General features: G+C 73.2%; 19 protein-coding genes and 1 pseudogene. 9 read left to right on the forward strand and 11 right to left on the reverse strand.

The features are described 5' to 3' along the window. Window positions 1-17: 17 nt before the first annotated feature. The 5 genes and pseudogenes from murA to QFZ62_RS03840 all read right to left on the reverse strand — a co-directional run bounded on the left by murA (window position 18) and on the right by QFZ62_RS03840 (window position 5,426). The gene (murA, locus tag QFZ62_RS03820) at window positions 18-1,388 is read right to left on the reverse strand and encodes a UDP-N-acetylglucosamine 1-carboxyvinyltransferase (RefSeq protein ID WP_307501889.1); all 1,371 of its coding nucleotides are present in this window, start codon (window positions 1,386-1,388) and stop codon (window positions 18-20) included. Then, a complete protein-coding gene (gene leuD, locus QFZ62_RS03825) occupies window positions 1,389-2,003 on the reverse strand; it encodes a 3-isopropylmalate dehydratase small subunit (RefSeq protein ID WP_307501892.1) in 615 nt (204 codons plus the stop codon). 2 nt (window positions 2,004-2,005) lie between these two features. After that, a complete protein-coding gene (gene leuC, locus QFZ62_RS03830) occupies window positions 2,006-3,475 on the reverse strand; it encodes a 3-isopropylmalate dehydratase large subunit (protein WP_307501894.1) in 1,470 nt (489 codons plus the stop codon). Between the two features lie 72 nt (window positions 3,476-3,547). After that, on the reverse strand, window positions 3,548-4,387 hold the full coding sequence (locus QFZ62_RS03835; RefSeq protein ID WP_307501896.1) for a PP2C family serine/threonine-protein phosphatase: 840 nt from the start codon (window positions 4,385-4,387) through the stop codon (window positions 3,548-3,550). After that, window positions 4,384-5,426: pseudogene (locus QFZ62_RS03840) on the reverse strand (TerC family protein). The gene QFZ62_RS03835 and the pseudogene QFZ62_RS03840 overlap by 4 nt, the downstream one beginning before the upstream one ends. Before the next feature lie 150 nt (window positions 5,427-5,576). Here QFZ62_RS03840 and QFZ62_RS03845 point away from each other — a divergent pair. Beyond that, window positions 5,577-6,248, forward strand: a complete 672-nt coding sequence (locus QFZ62_RS03845; protein ID WP_307501899.1) for a TetR/AcrR family transcriptional regulator — start codon at window positions 5,577-5,579, stop codon at window positions 6,246-6,248. Between the two features lie 33 nt (window positions 6,249-6,281). Here QFZ62_RS03845 and QFZ62_RS03850 read toward each other — a convergent pair whose 3' ends face one another. Continuing rightward, window positions 6,282-7,079, reverse strand: coding sequence for an SDR family NAD(P)-dependent oxidoreductase (locus QFZ62_RS03850; protein ID WP_307501902.1), 798 nt, complete (start codon window positions 7,077-7,079; stop codon window positions 6,282-6,284). 134 nt (window positions 7,080-7,213) lie between these two features. On the opposite strand from QFZ62_RS03850, the gene QFZ62_RS03855 reads away from it, so the two are divergent. The 6 genes from QFZ62_RS03855 (at window position 7,214) to QFZ62_RS03880 (ending at window position 13,906) form a co-directional block, all read left to right on the forward strand. After that, entirely contained in the window at window positions 7,214-8,584 is a 1,371-nt protein-coding gene (locus QFZ62_RS03855) for a bifunctional o-acetylhomoserine/o-acetylserine sulfhydrylase (RefSeq protein WP_307501905.1), read from the forward strand. Between the two features lie 76 nt (window positions 8,585-8,660). After that, complete coding sequence (locus tag QFZ62_RS03860) at window positions 8,661-9,872, forward strand: homoserine O-acetyltransferase (RefSeq protein WP_307501908.1); 1,212 nt, start codon at window positions 8,661-8,663, stop codon at window positions 9,870-9,872. 119 nt (window positions 9,873-9,991) lie between these two features. Beyond that, window positions 9,992-10,672, forward strand: coding sequence for a response regulator (locus QFZ62_RS03865; RefSeq protein WP_307501911.1), 681 nt, complete (start codon window positions 9,992-9,994; stop codon window positions 10,670-10,672). Window positions 10,673-10,839: 167 nt separating this feature from the next. Then, window positions 10,840-11,994 (forward strand): sensor histidine kinase, encoded by a 1,155-nt coding sequence (locus QFZ62_RS03870; RefSeq protein ID WP_307501914.1) that lies wholly within the window; start codon window positions 10,840-10,842, stop codon window positions 11,992-11,994. Then, entirely contained in the window at window positions 11,991-13,223 is a 1,233-nt protein-coding gene (locus tag QFZ62_RS03875; RefSeq protein ID WP_307501916.1) for a hypothetical protein, read from the forward strand. Before QFZ62_RS03870 ends, QFZ62_RS03875 begins: the two co-directional genes overlap by 4 nt. Before the next feature lie 26 nt (window positions 13,224-13,249). Next, window positions 13,250-13,906, forward strand: coding sequence for a response regulator transcription factor (locus QFZ62_RS03880; RefSeq protein ID WP_307501919.1), 657 nt, complete (start codon window positions 13,250-13,252; stop codon window positions 13,904-13,906). 15 nt (window positions 13,907-13,921) lie between these two features. Here the strand turns inward: QFZ62_RS03880 and QFZ62_RS03885 are convergent, their stop codons facing one another. Beyond that, entirely contained in the window at window positions 13,922-15,202 is a 1,281-nt protein-coding gene (locus tag QFZ62_RS03885) for an MFS transporter (protein ID WP_307501922.1), read from the reverse strand. Between the two features lie 48 nt (window positions 15,203-15,250). Then, complete coding sequence (locus QFZ62_RS03890) at window positions 15,251-15,568, reverse strand: thiamine-binding protein (RefSeq protein WP_307501925.1); 318 nt, start codon at window positions 15,566-15,568, stop codon at window positions 15,251-15,253. Window positions 15,569-15,776: 208 nt separating this feature from the next. On the opposite strand from QFZ62_RS03890, the gene QFZ62_RS03895 reads away from it, so the two are divergent. Continuing rightward, window positions 15,777-16,460: a YceI family protein gene (locus QFZ62_RS03895; protein WP_307501927.1), complete on the forward strand. Its 684-nt coding sequence runs from the start codon at window positions 15,777-15,779 to the stop codon at window positions 16,458-16,460. Here the strand turns inward: QFZ62_RS03895 and QFZ62_RS03900 are convergent. After that, window positions 16,457-17,338 (reverse strand): ADP/ATP-dependent (S)-NAD(P)H-hydrate dehydratase, encoded by an 882-nt coding sequence (locus tag QFZ62_RS03900; RefSeq protein ID WP_307501929.1) that lies wholly within the window; start codon window positions 17,336-17,338, stop codon window positions 16,457-16,459. The genes QFZ62_RS03895 and QFZ62_RS03900 overlap by 4 nt on opposite strands. 142 nt (window positions 17,339-17,480) lie before the next feature. Here QFZ62_RS03900 and QFZ62_RS03905 point away from each other — a divergent pair, with 142 nt between their 5' ends. Beyond that, window positions 17,481-18,560, forward strand: coding sequence for an NADH:flavin oxidoreductase/NADH oxidase (locus QFZ62_RS03905; protein ID WP_307501932.1), 1,080 nt, complete (start codon window positions 17,481-17,483; stop codon window positions 18,558-18,560). A gap of 72 nt (window positions 18,561-18,632) precedes the next feature. Here the strand turns inward: QFZ62_RS03905 and QFZ62_RS03910 are convergent, their stop codons facing one another. Both QFZ62_RS03910 and QFZ62_RS03915 read right to left on the reverse strand, forming a co-directional pair. Then, window positions 18,633-19,676, reverse strand: coding sequence for a hemolysin family protein (locus QFZ62_RS03910; protein WP_307501935.1), 1,044 nt, complete (start codon window positions 19,674-19,676; stop codon window positions 18,633-18,635). After that, window positions 19,669-21,099, reverse strand: a complete 1,431-nt coding sequence (locus QFZ62_RS03915; RefSeq protein ID WP_307501938.1) for a hemolysin family protein — start codon at window positions 21,097-21,099, stop codon at window positions 19,669-19,671. The genes QFZ62_RS03910 and QFZ62_RS03915 overlap by 8 nt, the downstream gene beginning before the upstream one ends. Window positions 21,100-21,149: the final 50 nt, after the last annotated feature.

Consider the following 21,149-nt stretch of genomic DNA (forward strand, 5'->3'; position numbering starts at 1 on the left):
GGGCGCCGCCGGCGAGGCTATCCCTCGTAGGAGAAGTCCGCGCCGAGCTGGCGCAGCTTCCCGATGAAGTCCTCGTAGCCGCGGGAGATGATCCCGACGTTGCTGACGGTGGACCGGCCCTCGGCCGTGAGCGCGGCGATGAGGTGGCTGAACCCGCCGCGGAGGTCGGGCACCGTGATGTCCGCGCCGTGGAGGTGCGTCGGCCCCGTGATGACCGCGGCCTGCTCGAAGTCGCGACGCGCCACGCGGCGCTCGTGGCCCTCGAGGCCCTCCTTGTGCACGACGATGTCGGCGCCCATCTCGTTGAGCGCGTCCGTGAAGCCGAAGCGGTTCTCGTACACGGTCTCGTGGATGATCGAGACGCCGGGCGCCTGCGTGAGGGCCACGACGAGCGGCTGCTGCCAGTCGGTCATGAAGCCGGGGTGCACGTCGGTCTCGATGACCACGGGCTTGAGGTCGCCGCCCGGGTGGTAGAACCGGATGCCGTCCTCCTCGATGTCGAACGCGCCGCCGACCTTCCGGAACACGTTGAGGAACGTCATCATCTCGGCCTGGCGCACGCCGCCGACGAAGATGTCGCCCTGCGTGGCGAGCGCCGCCGAAGCCCAGCTCGCGGCCTCGTTGCGGTCGAAGAGCGCGCGGTGCGTGTAGCCCTCGAGGCGGTCGACGCCCTCGATGAGGATCACGCGGTTGGGCTCGACGGAGATGATCGCGCCCATCTTCTGCAGGATCGCGATGAGGTCCATGATCTCGGGCTCGATCGCCGCGTTCTTCAGCTCCGTGATGCCCTTCGCGCGGACGCCCGTGAGGAGCACCTGCTCCGTCGCGCCGACGCTCGGGTACGGCAGCTCGACGTTGGCGCCGGTCAGCCCGTTCGGCGCCGTGAGGCGGATGCCGCTCGGGAGCTTCTCGACGACGGCGCCGAAGGCGCGCAGGGCGTCCAGGTGGAAGTCGATGGGGCGGTCGCCGATGCGGCAGCCGCCGAGGTCGGGGATGAACGCCTCGCCCAGCCGGTGCAGCAGCGGGCCGCAGAAGAGGATCGGGATGCGCGAGCTGCCCGCGTGGGCGTCGATGTCCGCCATGTGGGCGCTCTCGACGTCCTTCGGGTCGAGGATGAGGTCGCCCTCCTGCTCGCCCTTGCGGAGCGTGACGCCGTGCACCTCGAGGAGGCCGGAGACGACGCGCACGTCGCTGATGTCGGGCACCGAGCGCAGGAGGCTGGGGCTCTCGCCCAGGAGGGACGCGACCATGGCCTTCGTGGCCAGGTTCTTGGCCCCGCGGACCTCGATGCGGCCGCGCAGCGGGATGCCGCCGTTGATGACGATGGAGTCGGACAGGAGACCCACCCGCTCTCCCGCCTTCTTGGCGTCGCTGACTAGTGAGTTCATTCAGTTCTCCAGAGCTGCCGGCCGGGCCGGCAAGGTGCGCGGGCGCCATGAGGCCCGGTTGTGTTCGAAGGTGGTGATGGCGTCCTCGTCCCGGAGGGTGAGGGCGATGTCGTCGAGCCCCTCGAGGAGCCGCCACCGAGTGTATTCGTCGATCTCGAAGGGGACCGTCAGGCCGGGTGCCGAGGCGACCCGCTCGACGAGATCGACGGTGAGGTCGAGCCCGGGCTCCGCGTCCATCGCGGCCCACAGCCTCTTCACGTCGTCCTCGCTCACGATCCCCGTGAGGAGGCCCTGCTTCCCCGAGTTGCCGCGGAAGATGTCGCCGAACCTCGGGCTGAGCACGGCCCGGAAGCCGTAGTCGCGCAGCGCCCACACGGCGTGCTCGCGGGACGAGCCCGTGCCGAAGTCCGGTCCGGTCACGAGCACCGTGGCGCCCTGGTAGACCGGCTGGTTGATGAAGAAGTCGGGGTCCTGGCGCCACTGGAAGAACAGGGCGTCCTCGAAGCCGGTCTTGGTGACCCGCTTGAGGAACTGCGCCGGGATGATCTGATCCGTGTCGACGTTCGAGCGCTTGAGGGGGACGGCGGTCCCGGAGACGCGGCTGACGGGCTCCATGCTCAGGCCCCCTGTCCGACGGCGGCGGCCTGGCGGATCGACGCGGCGTCCACCACGCCCTCCTCCTGCAGGTCCCACGGGCTCGAGAGCGTGCCGCGGATGGCGGTGGCCGCCGCGACGAGCGGCGAGACCAGGTGCGTGCGGCCGCCCTTGCCCTGCCGACCCTCGAAGTTGCGGTTGCTGGTGGAGGCGCAGCGCTCCCCCGGCGCGAGCTGGTCGGGGTTCATGCCGAGGCACATGGAGCAGCCGGCGAAGCGCCACTCGGCGCCGAAGTCGGTGAAGACCTTGTCGATGCCCTCCGCCTCCGCCTCGAGCCGCACGCGGGCGCTGCCCGGGACGACCATGACGCGGACGCCCTCGGCCTTGGTGCGACCGCGGACGATCTCGGCGGCGGCCCGCAGGTCCTCCACGCGGCTGTTCGTGCAGGAGCCGATGAACACGGTGTCGACCGCGATCTCCTTCATGGGCGTGCCCGGGGCGAGGTCCATGTAGGCGAGCGCGCGCTCGGCGGCGGCGCGCTCGTTCGGGTCGGCGACGTCGGCGGGATTCGGCACGGGCTCGCTGAGCGAGACCCCCTGGCCGGGGTTGGTGCCCCAGGTGACGAAGGGCTCGAGGGTGTCGGCGTCGAGGAAGACCTCGGCGTCGAAGACCGCGTCGTCGTCGGACGGCAGCGTGTCCCAGTACGCGACGGCCTCGTCCCAGTCGGCGCCCGTGGGCGCGTGCGCGCGGCCCTTCAGGTAGTCGTAGGTGGTCTGGTCGGGGGCGACCATGCCGGCGCGGGCGCCCGCCTCGATCGACATGTTGCAGATCGTCATGCGGCCCTCCATGGAGAGCGAGCGGATGGCGCTGCCGCGGTACTCGAGCACGTAGCCCTGCCCCCCGCCCGTGCCGATCTGCGCGATGACCGCGAGGATGATGTCCTTCGCCGTGACGCCGGGGCGCAGCGTGCCCTCGACCGTGACGGCCATGGTCTTGAAGGGCTGCAGCGGCAGGGTCTGCGTGGCCATGACGTGCTCGACCTCGCTCGTGCCGATGCCGAAGGCCATGGCGCCGAACGCGCCGTGCGTGGAGGTGTGCGAGTCGCCGCAGACGACGGTGATGCCCGGCATCGTGAGGCCGAGCTGGGGGCCCACGACGTGGACGATGCCCTGCTCGATGTCGCCCAGCGAGTGCAGCCGGATCCCGAACTCCTCGGCGTTCCTGCGGAGGGTGTGGATCTGCGTGCGGCTCGTGAGGTCGGCGATGGGCCGGTCGATCCCGATGGTCGGCGTGTTGTGGTCCTCGGTGGCGATCGTGAGGTCCGGGCGGCGCACGGGACGGCCGGCGAGCCGGAGGCCGTCGAACGCCTGGGGGCTCGTCACCTCGTGGACGAGGTGGAGGTCGATGTAGAGGAGGTCGGGGGTCCCGTCCTCGCCCTCGGCGACCAGGTGGTCGGCCCACACCTTCTCGGCCAGGGTCTTCGCAGGCTGCACGCGGCTCTCCTCATGGCAGGGGCGCGAGGGTGCCCTCGCGCATCATGGGAGTCTAACGCCGGGGGTTCCCGGCTATTCCTCACCCGACGGCGCGCCCGCGGACCCGTCTCCGGGCGATGCCTCCGCAGCCGCGTCCCGGGCGTGCGCCTCGATGACCACGACGGTCACGTTGTCGCGCCCGCCGGACGCCAGCGCCTGCGCCACCAGGGCGTCCGCGGCGCGGTCGACGCCGCCGCCGTCCGCGTGCGCGAGGTGCAGCACGGCGGCGATGGCCTCGTCGTCGAGCTCCTTCGTGAGCCCGTCGGAGCAGATGAGGAAGACCTGGTGGTCGGCGACGCGCAGCAGCCACTCGTCGGCGGCGACCTCGTCGTGGGATCCGACGGCGCGCGTGATGAGGTTCCGCACGGGGCTCCGCTCGGCCTCGGCGCGCGTCATGCGGCCCTGGTCCACGAGCTCCTGCACGGCCGAGTGGTCGACGGTGACCTGCTGCAGGCGCCCGTCGGTCCAGGCGTACACGCGGGAGTCGCCCACGTTGAAGACCATCCAGAGCGGCTCGCCCTCGTCGGAGCGCACCAGCGCGATGCCCGCGAGCGTCGTCCCGGCGACCGTGCCGGGCGGGTCGTCGCCCGTGATGAGGTCGCCGATGGCGTCGTTGGACGCGTCGACCGCCTCCACGATGAGGTCGCGCGTGACGGGGGCGTCGCCGGACAGGCTGCCGAAGGTCTCCACGAGCGTCGCGCTCGCGCGGTCGCCGAAGGCGTGGCCGCCCATGCCGTCGGCGACGAGCCAGACGGGAGGGTCGGCGAGGAGCCCGTCCTCGTTGACGGCGCGCACGCTGCCCACGTCGGTGCGGGCGGACCAGGACACGTCGATCCGGAGCCCGCCGAGGGCGATGGTGCGCACCTCGGTCACCGCCCGGGCCGCTCGTCGTCGCCGGTCTCGACGGAGGCGGGCGCCGCCTCGGCACCGGTGACGGGCGTCCCGTCGGCCCGCATCTTGATGAGGCTCGCGACCGTGGCCACCAGCATCGACGCGAGGATCACCACGAGGCTCACGACGGTGGGGATCTCCGGCGCCCACTCGATCCCCTCGCCGCCGTTGACGAACGGCAGCGTGTTCTCGTGCATGGCGTGCAGCACGAGCTTCACGCCGATGAAGAAGAGGATGAACGCGATCCCGTACTTGAGGTACACGAGCCGGTCGAGCAGCCCGCCGAGCAGGAAGTAGAGCTGGCGGAGGCCCCCATGAGGGCGAAGATGTTCGCGGTGAAGACGATGAACGGCGACTCGGTGATGCCGAAGATCGCGGGGATCGAGTCGAGCGCGAAGATCAGGTCGGTCGTGCCGATCGAGACGAACACGATCACCATCGGCGTCAGCACCTTGCGGCCGTCGATGACGGTGCGCACCTTCGAGCCGTCGAAGTCGGGCGCGATGTTGAGGCGCCGGCGGAGGAAGCGGATGAAGAGCGAGTCCTCGCTCTCCTCGTCCTCGTCGCCCACGGCCTGCTTGATCGCCGTGTAGAGCAGGAACGCGCCGAAGATGTAGAAGATCCAGCTGTAGCTCTCGATGAGCTCCGCGCCCAGCAGGATGAAGATCCCGCGCAGCACCAGCGCGATGATGATGCCCACCATGAGCACCTCCTGCTGGTACTTCCGGGGCACGCTGAACCGGCTCATGATGATGACGAACACGAACAGGTTGTCGATGCTGAGGCTGTACTCCGTCAGCCAGCCCGCCAGGAACTGGCCGGCGTGCTCGCCGCCCGCGACGAACAGCATGATCACCGCGAAGACCAGCGCGAGGCCGACGTAGAACGCGACCCAGAGGGCGGACTCCCTGGTCGACGGCACGTGCGGGCGGCGGTAGACGATCAGCAGGTCGGCGACGAGGACGAGGACGAGCACCGTCAGCGAGACGATCTCGAACGGGAGGGGGAGGACCAGGGGCACGCGGGAGCTTTCTGCAGCACGGGAGCGGCACGGACATGCCTCGTCGAAACTACATGGCGGCCGACGGGTTGTTCACAATTCCCCCGTCCGGGGCATCCGGCCGTCGGGCCCGCACTACGGTGGTCGCTCATGACACGAGAGGCACGCCCCATGGCCGCACTGGCGAACGAGCTCGATGCATCCGACCGCGGCGGGGACGACGCCTCCCCCCGCCGCCGCGGGCCCCGCACCTCGGGCGACGCGCGCGCCAGCATCATCGAGGCGGCGCGCATGCTCTTCATCGAGTCCGGCGCCGACCGCGTGAGCGCCCGCCGCATCGCCGCCGCGGCCGGCGTCGATCCGAGCCTCGTCCGCTACTACTTCGGCTCCCTCGAGGCCCTGCTCGAGGAGGCGCTCCGCCCCTCGGAGGACCTCGTCGCCCCCTACCTCCGGCTGCGCGAGCTGCCCGTCGAGGAGCGCGGCGCGGCCCTGGTGGACGCGGCGCTGCACACGTGGGAGCACCCGGTGGGCTCCACGATCATGCGCTGGGTCACCGTGAGCAGCGACCACGACAGCGGCGCGTACAAGCGCCTGGTCGAGGCGGCGCCGCAGCACTGGATGGGCGCGCTGCCCGAGTACACCCCGCCCGAGGAGGTGGACGTCCGCAACTCGCTCGTGGGGGCGGCGCTCGGCGGCATCGCCATCACCCGGTACATCTGGCGCAGCGAGCCCATCGCGAGCATGTCGCGGGAGACGGTCGTAGCGCTCCACGGGCCGGTCGTCCAGGGCTTCCTCACCGGTCCCCTCCCGGAGGTCCCGGCCGGGTCGTCCGCCGCCGCGTAGGCCGGATCCGGAGCGCGGCTCCCCGACGGCGGATCAGCCGCGGTCGGTGAGCTCCTCGCGCACGGCGAGCGGCTTCCGCGTCAGCTTGTGGGGCGCCGCCTGCGCGACGGGCTTCAGGGTCAGCAGGTCGACGTTCACGTGCGGCGGCAGCTCGACCGCGTGCACGATCGCCTCCGCGACGTCCTCGGCCGACAGCGGGCCCGGCACGCCCTCGTACACCGCGTCGGCCTTGGCCCGGTCCCCGCCGAAGCGCACGAGCGAGAACTCGTCCGTGCGCACCTGGCCCGGCGCGATCTCGATCACCCGGATCGGCTCCCCCGCGAGCTCGAGGCGCAGCACGCCGAGCATCGCGTGGGCGGCCGCCTTCGCGGCGTTGTAGCCGCCACCGCCCTCGTAGGGCACGTGCGCGGCGATCGAGGTCACGGTCACGACGTCGGCGCTGCCGCCCTCCGGCACGCCGGCGCGCAGCAGCGGGAGGAGCGCGCTCGTCACGCGCTGCACCGCGAGCACGTTGATCTCGTACATCCAGGCCCAGTCCTCCGCGGATCCGCCCTCGACCGTGTCCGTACCGACCGCTCCCCCGGCGTTGTTGACGAGCGCGTGCACGTCGCCCGTCTCCCGGAGGTGGTCGCGGAGCGCGTCGACGTCGGCCTGCACCGTGAGGTCGGCGACCGCGTACGTCGCGCCCGTCTCCTCGGCGAGCGCCCGGAGGCGGTCCTCGCGCCGGGCGACGCCCACGACGTCCCACCCCCGGCTCCGGAACAGGCGGACGGTGGCGGCGCCGATCCCCGAGCTCGCACCCGTGACGACGACCCTCTTGCTGCTGGACATGACCCCAGCGTAGGGAACCCGCGGCGCATCGGGTTACGTCCCGCGACGGGCCGCGTTGACCGCTCGACGACCGGGTTCCTACTGTCGAGGTGCGCCCGCACGGGCGGCACCGACGCACGAGGGAAGGCACGACGATGAGCGACCACGACGAGGACCGGGCTGCGGGCTGGCGCTTCGAGACGCAGCAGATCCACGCGGGAGCGGCGCCGGATCCCGTCACGAACGCGCGCGCCACGCCGATCTACCAGACCACCTCCTACGTCTTCAAGGACTCCGCGCACGCGCAGGACCTGTTCGCGCTGGCCGAGTTCGGCAACATCTACACGCGGATCCAGAACCCGACGCAGGCCGTCGTCGAGGAGCGGGTGGCGGCGCTCGAGGGCGGGACGGCGGCGCTCCTCGTGGCGTCGGGCCAATCGGCCTCCACGTTCGCCGTGCTCAACATCGCGCAGGCCGGCGACCACATCGTCTCGAGCTCGTCGATCTACGGCGGCACCTACAACCTCTTCAAGTACACGCTCGCGAAGCTCGGCATCGAGACGACGTTCGTGGAGGACCAGGACGACCCCGAGGCGTGGGCCCGGGCCGTCCGTCCCAACACCAAGCTCTTCTTCGCGGAGACCATCGGCAACCCGCGCATCAACATCCTCGACATCCGCGCCGTCGCGGACCGGGCGCACGCGGCGGGCGTCCCGCTCATCGTCGACAACACGATCGCGACGCCGTACCTCATCCGCCCCTTCGAGCACGGCGCGGACATCGTGGTGCACTCGGCCACCAAGTTCCTCGGCGGGCACGGCACGGTGATCGGCGGCCTGGTCGTCGACGGCGGGCGCTTCCCGTGGTCGGAGCACGCCGAGCGCTTCCCGGGCCTCACGACGCCCGACGCGTCCTACCACGGGGTGACCTACACCGAGGCGCTCGGCGACGGGATCGCCTACGTCATCAAGGCGCGGGTGCAGCTGCTCCGCGACCTCGGCGCGTCCATCGCCCCGGCGAGCGCGTGGCAGCTCATCCAGGGGATCGAGACGCTGAGCCTCCGCATCGAGCGCCACGTGCAGAACGCGCAGGCCGTCGCCGAGTGGCTGGACGCGCACGAGGACATCGCGAACGTCTACTACGCGGGCCTGCCGACGAGCCCCTGGTACGCGGCCGCGAACCGCTACGCGCCGCGCGGCGTCGGCGCCGTCCTGTCCTTCGAGCTCAAGGGAGGGGTGGATGCCGGGCGCGCGCTGGTCGACTCGCTGCAGCTCTTCAGCCACCTGGCGAACATCGGCGACGTGCGGAGCCTCGTCATCCACCCGGCGTCGACGACGCACGCGCAGCTGACGCCCGAGCAGCAGCTCACGGCGGGCGTCACGCCCGGGCTCGTGCGCCTCTCGGTCGGCCTCGAGAGCGTCGACGACATCATCGAGGACCTCGCGGCCGGCCTCCGCGCCGCGCGCGCCGTGAAGGACGCGGCCATCGACTCCTCGCTGCAGGGCGCGCTGACCGACGGAGCGTGACGGCGCGCGCGTCCGCGCCGGCACCCGGGACGTAACACTCGGGCGCCGGCGCGTCCCGGGTGCTTCACTGGGCGGGATGGACTGGCAGACACCCGAGGACACCGTCCCGTCGAGCCTCGTGACGGACGCGCAGATCCGCTCCCTGATCGGCCGCCCGCCCGCGTCGGGCGCGTGGCGCGAGGGCGACCCCGTCGCCGACCGCCTCTTCGCGTCGGTCGGCGGGATCGACCTCGAGGCGGGCGGGCGGATCCCGTCCGTGCGCGTCGCCTACGAGACCTTCGGCGAGCGCGACGCCGACGGGCGGAACGCCGTGCTCGTCCTGCACGCCCTCACCGGCGACAGCCACCTCCGCGGGCCGGCCGGCCCCGGGCAGCCCACGGGCGGCTGGTGGTCGGGGATCGTCGGGCCCGGCCTCGCGATCGACACCGACCGCTGGTTCGTGGTCGCGCCGAACATGCTGGGCGGCTGCCAGGGCACGACGGGCCCCGCGTCCCTCGCGCCCGACGGCGCGGAGTGGGCGGCGCGCTTCCCGTACGTCACCATCCGCGACCAGGTCGCCGTGCAGGTCGCCCTCGCGGACGCGCTCGGCATCGAGCGGTGGGCCGCCGTCGTGGGCGGATCCATGGGCGGCATGCAGGCGCTCGAGTGGGGCGTGGGCCACCCCGACCGCATGCGGCGGCTCGCGATCCTCGCGGCCCCCGCCATCTCCAGCGCCGACCAGATCGCGCTCAACTCCGTGCAGGCCGAGGCGATCCGGATGGACCCGGCGTACCGCGACGGCGGCTACCACGACGCCGCCGACGGGGACGGCCCGCACCGCGGCCTCGCCCTGGCGCGGCGGATGGCGCTCCTCAACTACCGCAGCCCCGACGAGCTCAACCAGCGCTTCGCCCGCTCGTGGCAGAGCGGCATCAGCCCGATGGGCGACGAGGGCCGGTACGCCGTGGAGTCGTACCTCGACTTCCACGGCAACAAGTTCACCCGGCGCTTCGACGCGACCAGCTACATCCGGCTCATCGACGCGATGAGCTCGCACGACGTCGGGCGCGACCGCGGCGGCGTGGAGGCGGCGCTCGGGCGGGTGCGGGCGGCGACGCTCGTGGTGGGCATCGACAGCGACCGCCTCTTCCCCGTCGCCGACCAGCGCCTCGTCGCCCGGCACGTCCCGGGGTCGATCGACGGCGGCGAGGTCGTCGTCATCTCCTCCGACTACGGCCACGACGGCTTCCTCATCGAGAGCGAGGCCGTGGGCCGCGAGCTCGCGCGCCTGCTCGCCGTCGACGCCTGACAGCGCCCCAGTCCGGGGGTGAGTTGGGCCCCTGCCGTCGCCCGGCGGATCATGCGTTCCTATGCTTCCCCTGGGAGCACGCCGACGCCCCCGGGCAGCGGCGTACGAGGGGAGCACCGATGAGCCGACGTCCGCTGCACGCGACGGGCCAGGGCCCGCGGGTCCGGGTGGCCCTCGTCGACGACCACGTCCTGCTGCTCGACGGGCTGAGCGCGCGCCTGTCCCGCCCGCGGACCGGCGTCGAGGTCGTGGCGACCTCCCCCACCTGGAGCGGGCTCGTCCACGACGAGCGCTTCCCCGACGCGTTCGACGTGGTGGTCCTCGACCTGGCGCTCCGCGACGACGTGCCCGTGGCGCAGAAGATCCGGACGCTCACGGGCGCCGGGCTCACCTCCGTCCTCCTGAGCACGCACGCCGACCCGTCGACCATCCACGGCGCGATGCGCGCGGGGGCCTCCGCCGTCGTCCCGAAGGCCGAGTCGTCGGAGGAGCTCATCGCGAGCATCCACGCCGCGGCCGACGGCACGCCCCGGCAGACCGCGCTCGTGCAGCAGGCGATGCAGGACTTCCACGCGGAGGAGGACCCGCGCCTCGGCCAGCAGGAGCAGCGCGCGCTCGTCCTGTACGCGGGGGGACGGTCGATCCGCGACGTGGCCGAGGCCATGAGCACCACCGAGGAGACCGTCAAGTCGTACATCAAGCGCGGGCGACGGAAGTACCTGCACGCGGGGACGGACCTCGGCACCAAGCTCCTGCTCCGGCGCCACGCCATCCGCCACGGCTGGATCGCCCCGGAGTAGCGGCGCCGCGACCCGGCGCCGGCGCCCGGCCGGCTGGCCGTCGTAGCACATGTGGATGATCCGAGCGGCGGATCCGCGGACGTGCGTGCTGCTCCGGGCACCCGCCTAGGATCGGAGGCACACCGAGCGCACACCACCGGCGTCGGCGCACTCCGAGCGGGGACCCTTTGGATCGCATGAAGCGCGAGCGCGAGCGCCTGCTGCAGCGCACGGCCCGGGTCTACGGGCTGAGCTTCACGGCCGTGGCGGTCGCGTGCATCGTGCTGCCGGGCGAGATCCCGCTCCCCGTCGCCGCCGCCAGCGTCGCGCTGCTGGCCGTGCTCGCCGTCGTCCAGTGGCGCCTCGGCACCGACCCGCGCCTGCCGTGGATGGTCGTCGCGGTCGCCACCGGGCTCGCCGCCATGGTCGTCGCGCAGCTCGGCGGGCGGAGCGCCTCCTCGCTCACGGCCCTCACGCACATCTCCGCGGGTGCCGTCGGCTCGCTCGCGCTGCTGGAGTCCATCCGGCCGGGACGCCTCCGGATCGTCGTGGCCGCCTTCGTGCTCACGAGCGTCGTGGCCGTCGGCGCGTCCTGGGCGACCCCGGCCTTCCCCTACGTCGTCCTGATCCACGTGTTCGGCTGGCTGCTCACCGCGATCCTCGGCTACTGGCTGAGCGTGGCCGTGCGCCGCGTCGGGCGCCGCATCACCGACATCGGCCGCGCCCACCGCGCCGAGCGCATGGCGAGCGAGCTCGAGGCGCAGCGCCGCCAGGGCGCCCGGCTCCTCCACGACACCGTCCTCGCCACGCTCACCCTCCTCGCCCACTCCGGCGTCGGCGTCACCCCGCAGGCCATGCGCCAGCAGGCGGCGGACGACGCGCGCCTCCTCCGCCAGCTGCGCCTCGGCGCGAACCCCACCCCGCAGGCGTCCGGCGGCTACACGCTGGAGCCCGTCGAGCAGTCGGTGCTCGGCAACACGCTGGAGTCGGTCAAGCAGCGCTTCGGCCGCATGGGGCTCGAGGTGAGCTGGCACGGCACCGGGCAGGTGCTCCTGCCGAGCGACATCCTCGACGCGTTCCTCCTCTCCCTCGCGGAGTGCCTGGAGAACGTCCGGCGGCACGCGGGCGTGACGGAGGCGCACGTGACCATCACCGACGACGACACGACCGTGCGGGCGATGGTCACCGACGCCGGCGTCGGCTTCGACCTCGCCCACGTCGACCAGGCGAAGCTCGGGTTCAAGGAGTCGGTCGTGGCACGGCTGGCCGACGTGGGCGGCAACGCGCGCCTGTTCTCCTCCCCCGGCTCCGGCACCACGGTCGTCCTCGAGGTGCCCAAGTGAGCCGCCCCGCGGAGGAGGCGCGCCCGCGGACGAGCCGGCGCATCCGCCTGCCCGCCGGCACTCCCGCGCAGCCCACCTCCATCGGCCTCGGCTACCTCGGCGCGGGATCCGCCGTCGTCTGCGGCATCGCCATGGTCTACGGCCTCATCCGCTTCGCGGTCGACTACCGGAGCCTGCCCGCGCCCGGGCTGACGACCACGGCGTGGATCCTCCTCGTCGCCCTCCTCGTCGTCGCGGTGGTCGCGGTGCGCGCCCTCCGCGACCGCATGCCCGGTGCGCTGATGGCGGTGTTCGTGGCGGGCCTCGGCGTCGTCGTCGCCCTCGACCTCGTCGCCGTGTGGCCCCTCGGCGACGTGATGCAGCACGCGACCGCCGGCGTCGCGGCGGGCGCCGCGCTCCTCACCACCGTCACCTACCGCCCCGCGCGGGAGGTGCTCGCCGTGGACGCGGCCCTCGGCGTCGTCCTGCTCCTGGTGTTCCTGCTCGGGGACCCCGTGCGGCCCGCCGACCTCGCGCCCGAGATCTCGGCCATCGCCCGCGCGGTCGTGCCCGCGGCCTTCGGCGTCGCGGTGGTCCGCGGCTTCCGGCGCGTGACGGAGATGGAGCTCGACCGCGTGCTCGTGCAGAGCACCGTGTCGGCCCCGCGCTACGCCGTCGGCATGCTGGCCTCCGAGGAGCTCGCCCGCCTCGACCTCGCGGCGGAGCAGCTGCTCGACGACGTCGCCAACGGCCGCGAGCCGCTCCCCCTGTCGCCGCTGGCCGCCTCCCGCGCGGCGTCGCTCGCGACCGAGCTGCGGCTGCACCTCATCGAGGGCCGGCGCGAGACCTGGCTGCACCACGCCATCACGGAGTCGGAGTTCCTCGGCCCGGACGTGACGCTCAGCGACCCCAGCGCCCTCGCGGGCCTGCTCGACCGCCGCCAGCGCGACGGCCTGCTCTCGGCGGTCTGGCTCCTCCTCACGTCGACGGAGCGGCGCAACGGCGTGCCCGGGGTCGCGGTGCAGCTCGCGCTCGGGCCCCTCCGCGGGCGCCCGCCCGGCGCGCAGCCCGTGCCCCTGCGTCGCGCCGTCGTGCCCATCGCGATCACGACGACGGGCCTGCCGCGGACGCGACTGGATCCCTCGACGTGGGATGCTGTCGACAAGGTCGGCACGCACACGGAGAGCACCCGGGGTGCCAGCCTCCTCATCACCATCGACTGCGTCGTGGACAACCCCGCCGACCGGTGAGGGCCCGCACTAGGACCGGAGAGCACGTGTCAGCTGAAGACCGACCGATCACCCTGGCCATCGTGGACGACCACCGGATGCTGCTCGGGGCCCTCACCGAGTGGATCCGCAACGCCGCGTCCGACATCGACATGGTCGCCGCCGTGTCCACCTGGCCGGAGCTCCTGACGCACCCGAACTTCCCGGTCGACGTCGTGCTCCTCGACCTCGACCTCAAGGACAACCTGCCGATCTCCCTCAAGCTCTCGACGCTGAAGACCACGGGCGTCAAGACCGTGCTCATGAGCACCTACTCCGAGCCGAACGTCGTGCGCGAGGCCCTCGCCTCCGGCGCCCTCGGCTACCTCGTGAAGAGCGAGGACGCCAGCATGATCGTCGACGCCATCCGCCTCGCGGCCGACGGCCAGTCGTACATCTCCTCGGAGCTCGACCTCGCGATCAACAGCACGGATGTCGGCGGCGTGCCCAAGCTCAGCGCGCAGGAGCGCCGGGTCATGGCGCTCTACGGCGGCGGCGAGCCCGTGAAGTCGGTGGCGTACAGCCTCGGCATCTCGGAGGAGACGGCGAAGTCGTACCTCAAGCGGATCCGCGAGAAGTACCGCGTCGCGGGCTTCGACGTGGGCACGAAGGTGGCGCTGCGGAAGCGCGCCATCCAGGACGGCATCCTGCTCCAGGGCGAGTAGCCCGGTCGGCCCGCCTCAGCCGCCGATGCCGATGGGCTGCGTGATGGGCCGCGGGCCGTCGACCGGCCGGCGCGCGCCGTGGCGGCGGCGGTCGAGCCCGAAGCTGGCCAGCGCGATGAGGAGCCCGGCGATGCTGAGCCCCACGCCGACGAGCGCGGGCGACGTGTAGCCGAGTCCCGCCGCCACCGTGACACCGCCGAGCGCCGCGCCGACGGCGTTCCCGGTGTTCAGCGCGGAGTGGTTGAGCGCGGCCGCGATCGACTGCGAGTCGTGGGCGACGTCCATCAGCCGGATCTGGATCCCGGGCGACAGCGCCGCCGCCGACCCGCCGATGAGGAACAGGAAGGCGAACAGGCCGACGGGGCTCGACGCCGTGAGGACCAGGCCGACCAGCGACGCGATGAGCAGGCCGAAGAGCGACAGCAGGGCGAGCTTCACATCCCGATCCGCCCACCAGCCGCCCGCGAGGTTGCCGACGGTCATGCCGAGGCCCACGACGACGAGCGCGAGCGGCACCGACCACTCGGGGAGGCCGGTCACCTCGGTGACCATGGGCGCGACGAACGTGTAGACGGCGAAGAAGCCGCCGAAGCCGATCGCGCCGATGAGGAGGGCCAGCCAGACCTGGAGCCGGGTGAACGCCCGGAGCTCGCGCCGGAGCGTCGCCTCCGGGTTCCCCGCCTGCGCCGGCACCGCGAGGAACACGGCGACGAAGGTGGCCGCGAAGATCGCGGCGACCACGAGGTAGGCGATGCGCCAGCCGGCGTTCTGGCCGATCCACGTGACGATGGGCACGCCGATCACGTTGGCGATGGTCAGCCCGGCGAGGACGAACGCGACGCCGCGGGCGCGCTTGCCCTCCCCCATCAGCTGCGCGGCGACGAGCGAGGCGATGCCGAAGTACGCGCCGTGCGGCAGGCCCGCGACGAAGCGGGCGAGGACGACGAGGCCGAAGCTCGGCAGCACGGCGCTCAGCACGGTGCCGAGCGTGAACGCCAGCAGCAGCCAGAGGAGGAGCTTCCGGCGCGGCGCCCGGGCGGACGCGGCGGCGATGGTCGGGGCGCCCACCACGACGCCCAGGGCGTACGCGCTGATCAGAGTGCCCGCCTGCGCGTTCGCGGCCTCCGTCGAGCGCGCGGCCACCTCGGGCAGCAGGTCGGCGGCGAGCTGCGGCAGCAGCCCCATCGCCACGAACTCGGTCGTGCCGATGGCGAACCCGCCCATCGCGAGGGCGAGCAGGGCGACGCGGACGCGGGCCGGCGACAGGGTCGCCCGCCCGGAGGAGGGGGGATTCACCCGACGAGCCTACCGGCGGGCCAGGAGCGCCCCGGCGGGCTCCCGGCGTCAGGCGTCGGTGCCGCGGGCCTCCAGCGCCTGCTCGAGGCGGTCGAGCTTGCCCGTCAGCTCGCCCTCGTAGCCCGGGCGGATGTCGGCCTTCAGCACGAGCGACACGCGGGTGCCGAAGGGCGCCACGGCGTCGGTCGCGCGGCGGACGACGTCGAGGCACTCGTCCCAGGTGCCCTCGATCGTGGTGAACATGGAGTCGGTGCGGTTCGGGAGGCCGGACGCGCGGACCACGGCGACCGCCGCGGCCACGGCGTCGTGCACGGAGGCGTCGGGCGCGTCGCCCCCGCTGGGGGCGACGGAGAAGGCGACGAGCATGGGGACCCCCGGAGGATCGACGGCGGCGGGGATCTGGGCGGCGCCCGGCCGCCGGCCGGCTGTGCGACCAGGCTACCGACGGCGGCGCCCCTGTGGACGGTCGCCCGCACGGGCCCGGCATACTCGCCAGACTCCTCGGGTACTTGAACTTTCAAAATACGGGTCCGCCGCCGCGCGGCGTCCCGCATCGCACTGGAGGAGCACGGCCATGGAGAAGAAGACGAAGATCATCATCGGGGTGGCGGGCGGCGTCGTCGTGCTCGCGGGCGCCTTCGCGGCGTTCGGCGGTCCCCTCTACAAGCAGCTCGCGGGCACGCCCGACGCGGCCCCGTCGCTCACGGCCACGGCGGGCACGGGGGGGGCGCTCACCGACCTGTCGGGCGACTGGACGGTCGGCGCGTCCTCCTACGCGGGCTACCGCGTGAACGAGGTGCTGAACGGCACGCCCGTCACCGTGAACGGCCGCACGAGCGACGTCACGGGCACCGTGACGGTCGAGGGGTCCCAGGTGACGGCGGGCAGCATCGACGTCGACGTCACCACCATCGCCACGGACCAGCCGCCCCGCGACGCGTACTTCCAGAACGAGGCGATGGACACGAAGGGCTTCCCGCGGGCCACCTTCACGCTCACGCAGCCGATCGCCGCGAACGGCGTCGAGGCGGGCGTGCCGCAGACCTACGAGGTGGCGGGCGACCTGACCCTGCACGGCGTGACCAAGCCGGTGACGGCGGAGGTCCAGGCGTCCTTCACCCAGGACGCGGGGCAGATCGTCGGATCCATCCCCATCACGTTCGAGGACTTCGGCGTCCAGGCCCCGAGCCTCGGCTTCGTCACGGTCGAGGACCAGGGCTCGGTCGAGTTCTCGCTCGACGTCACCCCGGCGGCCTAGCGCTCCGGCACCCCGGCGAGCACGTCCCGCACGGCCCTCGGCATCGCCTCGGCGACGTCGAGGGCCGTGATCGGGCCGCCGTCGGACGCGCGCTCCCCCGCCCGCCCGTGCAGCCACGCCGCCGCGGCGGCCACGCCCGCGAGCTCCGCGAGCGGATCCCGGGCGCCCGCCACACGCTCCGACGCCCCCGCGAGCAGCGCGCCCAGGACGCCGCCGAGCACGTCCCCCGACCCGGCCGTCGCGAGCCACGGCGTCCCCGCGCGGACCGCGATGCGCGCGGATCCCCCGACGACGAGCGTCGTCGCGCCCTTGAGCAGCACGCACACGCCGAGCTCCCGTGCCGCCCGCTCCGCCCAGCCCGCCGCGTCGGCGGCGATCTCCGCGGCCGACGCCGCGATGCCCGCGCCGTCCAGCAGCCGGGACAGCTCCCGGAAGTGCGGCGTGACGACCACCGGACCGGTCGCGCGGCCGACGAGGTCGAGCGCGCCCGCGTCGACGACCGACGGCAGGCCCTGCCCGAGGGCGGCGGCGATCGCGTCGGTCGCCGCGTCGTCCCGGTGCGCGGCGTCCATCCCGGAGCCCACGAGCCACGCCTGCACGCGACCGTCGGCCGTCACGACCTCGGGTCGCCGCCCGAGGACCGAGGCGGAGGCCCCGGCGGGCCCGAGGTAGCGGATCATGCCGACGCCGGTGCGCGCCGCGGCCTCGACGCCCAGCACCGCGGCCCCCGGGTAGCGGTCGGAGCCGGTGCGCACGCCGAGCACGCCGCGCGTGTACTTGTCGTCGTCGTCGCGCGGGAGGCGGATGGCCCGCCGGGTGCGCTCCCCGTCCTGCCGGATCCAGCCGTCGGGGACCTGGTCGTCCTGCGCGTCGCTCATCCCCTCACGATAGGCGCGCGGGAATACCGCGTCCGCGCGAGGCCTTCACGTCACGAGGCCGACGTCGCCCTCCGCCCGACCCCGCGCGCCGCGCCTCCGTCCCGACCGGGAGGTGCGCGGCCGCCCGCCTGGAAGGATCCCCATGACCACGTCCCCGCTCTTCGAGCCGATCACCGTCCGCGGCGTCATCGCGCGCAACCGCATCTGGGTGGCGCCGATGTGCCAGTACAGCATCGACGCGCGCGACGGCGTGCCGGGCGCCTGGCACCTCGCGCACCTGGGATCCTTCGCCCGCGGCGGCGCGGGCCTCGTGATGGCGGAGGCCACGGGCGTCAGCCCCGAGGCGCGCATCACGCCCGAGGACACCGGCATCTGGGACGACGCGCAGCGCGACGCATGGAAGCCCATCGTCGACTTCATCCACGAGATGGGCGCGGTCGCCGCGATCCAGCTCGCGCACGCCGGCCGCAAGGCCTCCACCTACTCGTTCTCGGGTCGGGGCACCATGCCCGCCGAGGAGGGCGGCTGGGAGACCGTCGCCCCGTCGGCGGACCCGTTCCCCGGGTACGGCACGCCCGTCGCGCTCGACGCCGACGGCATCCGGAAGGTCGTCGACGACTTCGCCGCGGCCGCACGCCGCTCGGTGGACGCCGGCTTCGACGTCCTGGAGATCCACGCGGCGCACGGCTACCTCATGCACCAGTTCCTCTCCCCGCTCAGCAACCACCGCGACGACGAGTTCGGCGGGAGCCTCGAGAACCGGGCGCGCCTGCTGCTCCAGGTGATCGACGCCGTGCGCGCCGAGGTCCCCGACGTGCCGCTCCTGGTGCGCTTCTCCGCCACCGACTGGGCGGGCGACGCGGGCTGGGACGAGGCGCAGACCGCGACCGTCGCCGGGTGGGCCGCCGAGCACGGCGCCGACTTCTTCGACATCTCCACGGGCGGCAACACGACGGGCGTCACGATCCCCGTCGGCCCCGGCTATCAGGTGCCCTTCGCCGAGTACGTGAAGGACCACGCGAAGGTCGCGCTCAACGCCGTCGGGCTCATCACCGAGCCCGCACAGGCCGAGGCGGTCGTCGCCGAGGGCCGCGCGGACGCCGTCATGCTGGGCCGCGAGATGCTCCGCGACCCGCACTTCGCGCTCCGCGCCGCGCACGAGCTGGGCGTCGAGATCGACTACTGGCCCAAGCAGTACGACCGCGCGCGCTGGGCCGCCTGACCGGGCGTCCCCTCCCCTACGCACGACGGCGCGGCACCCCTGGGGTGCCGCGCCGTCGTGGTCTCCGCAGGGTCAGGCGCGCCGGGTGGCGTCCTGCACCTCGCCGACGAGCTCCTCGATGATGTCCTCGAGGAACAGGACGCCCGTCGTCTCGCCCTCCTCGGTGAAGGCGCGGGCCAGGTGCGCGCCCGAGCGGCGCATCATCGCGAGCGCGTCCTCGAGCTCCGTGCCCTCGAAGACCGAGACGAGCTGGCGGACCCGCTTGGCCGGCACGGGCCGGACGAACTCGTCGGCCTCGTCGAGGTCGATCACGTCCTTGAGGTGCAGGTAGCCGGACGGCTCGCCCGCCTCGTCCACGAGCACGTAGCGCGAGAAGCCGTGACGGGCGACGGCCCGCTCGACGTCCGAGGGCGACGCGGTCTCGGGCAGGCTCACGAGCGCGCCGAGCGGGATCGCGATGTCCTGCACCTTCTTGCCCGTGAACTCGAAGGCCGCGGTGAGCGCGCCCGTCCGGTCCTCCAGGAGCCCCTCGCGCGTCGACTGGTCGACGATGCCCTGCACCTCGTCCAGCGTGAACGCGCTCGCGGCCTCGTCCTTCGGCTCCACCTTGAACAGCCGGAGCACGGCGTTGGAGATCGCGTTGAGCGCCACGATGAGCGGCTTCACCACGCGCGCGATCCCGACCAGCGGCGGCGCGAGCAGCAGCGCCGCCCGGTCCGGCACCGAGAACGAGATGTTCTTCGGCACCATCTCGCCGAGCACGACGTGCAGGAACGAGACGATCAGCAGCGCGATGACGAACGCGATCGTGGAGATCGCCTCCTCCGGCAGCCCCGTCGCGCCGAGCGGGATCTCCAGCAGGTGGTGGATCGCCGGCTCGGAGACGTTGAGGATCAGCAGCGAGCAGACGGTGATGCCGAGCTGCGTGGTCGCGAGCATGAGCGTCGCGTGCTCCATCGCGTAGAGCGTCACCCGGGCGGCGCGGCTGCCCTCCTCGGCGCGCGGCTCGATCTGCGACCGCTTCGCGGAGATGACCGCGAACTCGGCGCCGACGAAGAAGGCGTTGACGGCGAGCAGCACGACGAGCGCGATGATCCCCCCGGCGTACTCACCCACGGGACGGCCCCTTCCTGCTGGCGGCGCGTTCCGCGTCCGCCTGGCGGCCCGCCTCCCGATCGGCCTGACGCGCCTCCTGGCGGTCGGCCTGGCGCTCGGCGCGCGTGGTGCCCACCGCGGTGGCGATGGGCTCGGGGAACGGCGTGAAGCGGATCCGGTCGATCCGGCGGCCGTCGAGGCGCTCGACCCGCAGCGTCCCCGTCTCGAGGCCGAGCTCGTCGCCCACGACGGGCAGGCGGCCGAGCTCGCTCATGACGAAGCCGGCGGCGGTCTCGTAGGGACCCTCGTCGGGGATGCGGAGGCCGGTGCGCTCGACGAGCTCGTCCGGCCGGAGCATGCCCGGGAAGGTGAGCGAGTCGCGCGAGCGGACCACGCCCGCCCGCGTGCGGTCGTGCTCGTCGGCGAGCTCGCCGACCAGCTCCTCGACCAGGTCCTCGAGGGTCGCGACGCCGGCGGTGCCGCCGTACTCGTCCACCACGACCGCCATCTGGAAGCCGCGGCCGCGGAGCTCGCCGAGCAGGTCGTCGAGCTTCATGGTCTCGGGGACGCGGATCGCCTCGGACTGCAGCGCCGTGACGGGCACGAGCGACCGCTTCTCCCGCGGGACGGCCACGGCCTGCTTCACGTGCACGAGCCCGATGACGTCGTCGACGCCGTCGTCCGTGACGGGGAAGCGCGAGTACCCGGTGGTCATGGCCAGCTCGATCACCGTCTGCGCGCTGTCGGTGCGCTCGACCGACTTCACGCGGAGCCTGGGCGTCATGACGTCGGACGCGGTGAGGTCGGCGAAGCGCAGCGTGCGGCTGAGGAGCATCGCCGTGTCGTCCTCGAGGAGTCCCGCGAGCGCGGAGCGGCGGACGAGCGAGGAGAGCTCCTCGGCCGACCGGGCGCCCGACAGCTCCTCCTTGGGCTCGATGCCGACGAGCCGCAGGATCCCGTTGGCGCTGTTGTTGAGCAGCAGCACCGCGGGCTTGAACACGGTCGTGAACAGCGCCTGGAACGGGATCACGAGCTTGGCCGTCTCCCGCGGCAGCGCCAGCGCGAAGTTCTTGGGCACGAGCTCGCCGATGATCATCGACAGGAGCGTGGCCACGACGAGCGCGACGACGGTCGAGACCGGCGACACGAGCCCCTCGGCGAGGCCGGCCGCCGCCAGCGGGTCCGCGAGCAGGCGGCTGATCGCCGGCTCCATCGTGTAGCCGGTCAGCAGGGTCGTCAGGGTGATGCCGAGCTGGGCGCTCGAGAGGTGGGTGGAGGTGATGCGGAGCGCCCGGATGGGCGGGCCGAGCCGCTTCTCCCCGCGCTCCTGCCGCTTCTCGAGGTCGGAGCGGTCCAGGTTGACGAGCGCGAACTCGCTGGCCACGAAGAGGCCGGTGCCGAGGGTCAGCAGGAGACCGACGGCGAGGAGGAGCCATTCAGACACGGGAGCGGCCCCCGGGCGCCGGGCGCGCGGCCGGCCTCAGGTCGGGGGTC

Source organism: Clavibacter sp. B3I6, from assembly GCF_030816895.1.
Lineage (GTDB): Bacteria > Actinomycetota > Actinomycetes > Actinomycetales > Microbacteriaceae > Clavibacter.